2 protein-coding genes are annotated in these 4,715 nt (G+C 67.7%); both read right to left on the minus strand.

Translation table 11 applies throughout. The features are described 5' to 3' along the window. Positions 1-257: 257 nt before the first annotated feature. Positions 258-3,311 carry a glycoside hydrolase family 2 TIM barrel-domain containing protein gene (locus ABFP37_RS22435; RefSeq protein ID WP_347035023.1) on the minus strand — a complete coding sequence of 1,018 codons (3,054 nt, stop codon included), beginning with the start codon at positions 3,309-3,311 and terminating at the stop codon, positions 258-260. Between the two features lie 101 nt (positions 3,312-3,412). Next, positions 3,413-4,522 carry a LacI family DNA-binding transcriptional regulator gene (locus ABFP37_RS22440; RefSeq protein WP_078026896.1) on the minus strand — a complete coding sequence of 370 codons (1,110 nt, stop codon included), beginning with the start codon at positions 4,520-4,522 and terminating at the stop codon, positions 3,413-3,415. Between the last annotated feature and the right edge of the window lie 193 nt (positions 4,523-4,715).

Below are 4,715 nucleotides of genomic sequence, written 5' to 3' on the forward strand. Positions count from 1 at the left end.
AAGAAAGGGATTTGGCCGCCTCCGGACACCAGCTCCTCGCTGGCCCCCTCGCGGCGACTTAGAAAACAATACACCCACCCCACCCCCACCGCAAACCCACCCAAACACGCCCCTGCGCCCCTGAAACAGCCCCTGGAATCCCCGGATTTGCAGGGATTTCAGGGGCTGTCAGGACCGCCGCCTGGCGGATTGTCGGTTATTTTCCCGCTATGCGGCGCGTCACATTTCTGCCGGCCCAAGGGTCGGCGGACGGACGGTCAGCCTTTGGCTTCGAACACCAGGGTGAAGTCCGCCTCCCGTTGGGCAATCCGGTAGGCGTCCAGCACTCCGGGCCCGCAGGCGCCGGTCCCCACTCCGCGTTGGACGTGGTCGAGATAGACGTGGGTGCGTCCGTCCGGCACAAGGTCCGGCTGATGCTTTGCGGCATCCAGTGTTGCCTGGCCATACGGCATCAGCGTCAGCGCAAAGGGCTCCCCGCTGATGGCCAGGTCCCCTGCATCCAGCTGCAGCGTTGCGCTGTGCACAGCGGCGCGGGCACCGGACTCCTGCGGGCGGACGTAGTCCACGGCCATCTCCGCCGCAGGCAGCGAGTACCATCCCTTGCGGGTGCCCTGGCCGGTGTCCGGGTACGCCTGGTGGGGACCTTGCCCGAACCAGTCCACATGCCGGGGACCGGCGCCCAGCACGAGCTCCAGCCCTATCCGCGCCCAGGGCACGTCGCGGCCCTTATCCCTCCAGTCCCCGTCCGGCCGCACCCGCGTCCGCAGGCTGAGCCTTTCACCGTCGCTGGTCCACGTGTAGTCCACGAACACTCCGTATTGCTTGTCCGCGATGCCGACGCGCGTGCGGATCTCCAACGCCTCCCCGCCGTCCGGGGCCGGGACAGCCGTGATCCCGATCAGCCGGGAGTGCAGCCGGTTGAGGCCGGCGTCGACCCACCGCTGAGCAAGAGTCCGGTCTTCGGGGTTCCCCCACCAGTCCACTCCGTAGTCGTTGTCCGTCGGGGCGCGCCACAGCACCAGCCGGAGGTCGTCCACCGGCAGTCCGCCAAGCCGGGTCAGCGCTCCGGTGGACCGGGAGAAGGCGGCCGGCCCCAGCAGCAGCTCATCGGATCCGGCGCCGGGTGTGCCGCCCGAAGAATCCGTCGCGCCCGCCTCCCCGACGCCTTCGGTGGCACGGACCTGCGGCGCCGCGGGTGCGTTGAGGAGGGCCTGCCCCCACGCGACCTCGTGTCCGGCGCCGGCCCACTCCGTCGCCTCGGCCAGCTCGGCACGGACAGTCAGCACCGCGGCCGCATCGCCGGCCAGGTCAGCCAGCCCGGACGGCAGTTGAACGGAGGCTTCGCTGCGGGGCGCCAACGGCGCAACCGCCACTACGCCGCCGTCGAGAGTGCCGCCGTCGGCCTCCACGGAATAGCCGAACCGGAGTGCGGAGGTGTCCGCGAAGTCGAACTTGCTTGCAACGGTGAAGCTCGTCCAGTCCTCCGCGACCGTGATGGCCAGCGGCTCAATGACCTTCTTGAAATCCAGAAGCCCGGGCCTCGGTTTGCGGTTGGCGTCGACGAGTCCGTCCGTCACGAAGTTGCCGTCGTGAATTTCCTCACCGAAGTCGCCGCCGTAGACGAAGTACTCCTGGCCGTCGCCTGCAGTGCGGGTGATCCCGTGCTCCAGCCACTCCCAGACGAAGCCGCCCATGAGGCGCGGATACCGGTCGAAGAGCTCCTGGTACTCGGTCATTCCGCCCGGTCCGTTGCCCATCGCGTGCACGTATTCGCACAGGACAAAGGGCATGGCGCGGCGGCGGGCGTCGAGTTCGGGATCCTCCAGGGCCGGCTCAATTCCCTGACCGATCAGCGCGGTCTCGGCCTGGTCCGCGTACATCCGTGAGTAGACGTCCACGTAGGGCGAGCTCCAGTCACCCTCGTAGTGGATGGGCCGGGAGGGGTCGCGGTGCTTGGTCCAGCGGGACATGGCCGCAAGGTTCCGCCCCGTGCCGGACTCGTTGCCCAGTGACCACATGACCACACAGGCATGGTTCTTGTCGCGCTCAACGGTGCGCCGCATCCTGTCCAGCAGGGCCGGCTCCCACCGGGGATCGTCACTCGGATTCTGCTGCCAGCCCGCGCTTTCGAAGCCGTGGGTCTCCAGGTCGCATTCCAGCACCACGTAGAAGCCGAGCCGGTCCGCGAGGGCAAGGAATTCCGGGTGCGGCGGGTAGTGGGAGGTGCGGATGGCGTTGATGTTGTGCTGCTTCATGAGCCGCAGCTCGCTCTCCATGACTTCGCGCGGCACCGCACGGCCGAGGCGCGGGTCATGTTCATGCCGGTTCACGCCGCGCAGCAGGATCCGTTGGCCGTTGACCTTGAACTGCGCGTCCTCGATGGCGATGCTGCGGAAACCAAGCTGAAGTTCCACGGTCTCGCCGCCCGTGCTGACCGTAGCGGGGTACAGCCTCGGCAGTTCGGCCGACCACGGCTCAACCGCAGGGATGCGCTGCTCACTTCCCGCGGGCAGTTCAAGTTCGAGATCTCCAACGCGCACGACGGCGTCAATCGCCTCGCCGGCCCGGGTCACCTCGACCTTGAGGATCCCTTCGCCGGTGAGGTGGTCAAATCCCGCGTGGACAAAGACGTCGTCGATGCCGCTGTCCGGCCGAGCCTGCAGGGTGACGTCCCGGAAGATGCCGGGCAGCCACCACATGTCCTGGTCCTCTAGGTAGCTGGCCGCCGAAAACTGGGCCACGCGGACGGCCAGGATGTTTCGGCCCGGAACCAGGACGTTGGTGACGTCAAACTCGTGGGCGAGGCGGCTGCCGCGCGTCATGCCGAGCCTTGTTCCGTTCAGCCACACGGTGCCGGCGGATTCAATGCCGTCGAACCGAAGAACCGAGCGCGGAAAGAACTCGGGGCCGGCCTCGAACTCCAGGAGGTGGTCGCCGATGGGGTTGGCGTCCGGCACGTGGGGCGGTTCCACGGCAAAGGGATATTGGACGTTCGTGTACCAAGGTGTTCCGTGGCCGTGCATGGGCCAGCTGGATGGCACCGGCAGGTCGCCGAAGTTGGCCAGGTCCTCGCCGAGCTGCCAACCGACCTGAGGTGCCAGCCTCGCGCCGCCGTGTAGCCGGAACTTCCAGGTGCCGTTCAGGATCAACCGAGGGGCATCGCTGTGCAGGTATGCGCGTGCAGGCAGCGCACCGTCAGCAGGCTCCATTGATTCGAGCTCCCGGACCTCGGCTGCGGCCGTGTCGAGGGACCGGTTGGCGGGCGATGCCGGCCGTGAATCGGTGGGCACAGTGGATGAATCGACTGACATATTTGTTCCCCTGGGTGGGCCTATGATGATTTCCGTGAACGTTCACGAACTTGTACAAGCCTAATGTGATCCAGGCAGTTTGGGTAGGGCCAGGCTCCCGGTCAGGCGGACTGGCGCAGCACCAGGTGGTGCCGGAGCAACAGGTCCGTACCCGGACCGCCGGGCTCAAGGGATCCGGTAAGCAAGCCGTCAAGGAGTTCGACGGCGGCCCTCCCCACCTCCCGCAGGTCCAGCGCGAGAGTGCTCAGCTCAGGAGTCAGCAACTCACCGAGCGGGATGCCATCCATGCCGATCACGGCACAATCAGCCGGGACGGCCCGCCCCACGTCGGCCAACGCCTTCAATACGCCGGCCGCCATGAGGTCGTTGAACACCACGATTCCGTCCGTTTGGGGGTGCTCGTCGAGCAGCCGCCGCGTCACTTTTCGGGCCGCGTCCGCCGACTCCGGGGAGGCGGACACGGCCAGGGCTATTCCGGAGTCAGCCGCGCTGCGGGAAAACGCCTGACCACGGACGGTGACAACGCCTTGAACCGGGTCAGTTCCGGGCCTTGGCCCGGCGGCGCCCGCGGGTTCCGGGGAGCTGTGCTCCGTGCCGGCCCAGGCGCGATCGATGTAGGCCAGCTGGCGGCAGCCCCTGGCCCGCAGGTGTTCCAAGGCGGTTCGCGCGGCGTGCGTGTAGTCAAAGGCGATCCCGCCGGACGCGGATCCCGCGGGCTGGTCGAGAACCACCAGGGGCCGGCGCCCAAGGATGGCCTGCGCCTCGTCCGCCGCTCCGCCCAAGTATCCGATCACGGCGTCCACCTGTGGAGCGAGATGCTGCACTGACTCGACGCCAGTGGTACCGCCGTGGCCGTAGTCATCCATGACGACGTGCCAGCCGCGCTGCGTGGCCAGCTCAACCACGCTGGACGCAAACGCCGGATAGTACGGGTTGGTGAGGTCAGGAATGGCCAGCCCCACCGAGGTGCGCGCTCCTTGGACCAGCCCCTTGGCAAAACGGCTGGGCGTGTACCCCAGTTGGCGTGCCGTCTCTTGGACGCGCTCACGTGTTTCCCGGCGAATACCCGGCATCGCGTTCATGGCGCGGGTGACGGTCTGCCTCGAGACGCCGGCCGCGGCTGCCACGTCAAGGATGGTGGCCCGCCGGGCGGGTCCGGCGGAAGCGCCCGGGGCAAGGCCGGAGGGAACATCGCCGGAAGAAGTGGTCATAGTTGGTAAGTCTAGATGCGGGCACCGGCCGTTGGTTGGGCTTGCGCGAAACCGGCGGGCTGCGCCGGTTGAGGCGGGTTGCGGGGGTTAAATGCGGGAGAGCCCCAACCGTGTGGTTGGGGCTCTCGACCGTGTAATGGTTGTCCGGCGGTGACCTACTCTCCCACACCCTCCCGGGTGCAGTACCATCGGC

The sequence above is a fragment of the Burkholderia sp. RS01 genome, assembly GCF_039748055.1.
Taxonomy (GTDB): domain Bacteria; phylum Actinomycetota; class Actinomycetes; order Actinomycetales; family Micrococcaceae; genus Arthrobacter.

Bases quoted from the DNA above. Each gene is read 5' to 3' on its own strand.
- ABFP37_RS22435 (WP_347035023.1), bottom strand. From the start codon at position 3,311: ATGTCAGTCGATTCATCCACTGTGCCCACCGATTCACGGCCGGCATCG.
- ABFP37_RS22440 (WP_078026896.1), bottom strand. From the start codon at position 4,522: ATGACCACTTCTTCCGGCGATGTTCCCTCCGGCCTTGCCCCGGGCGCT.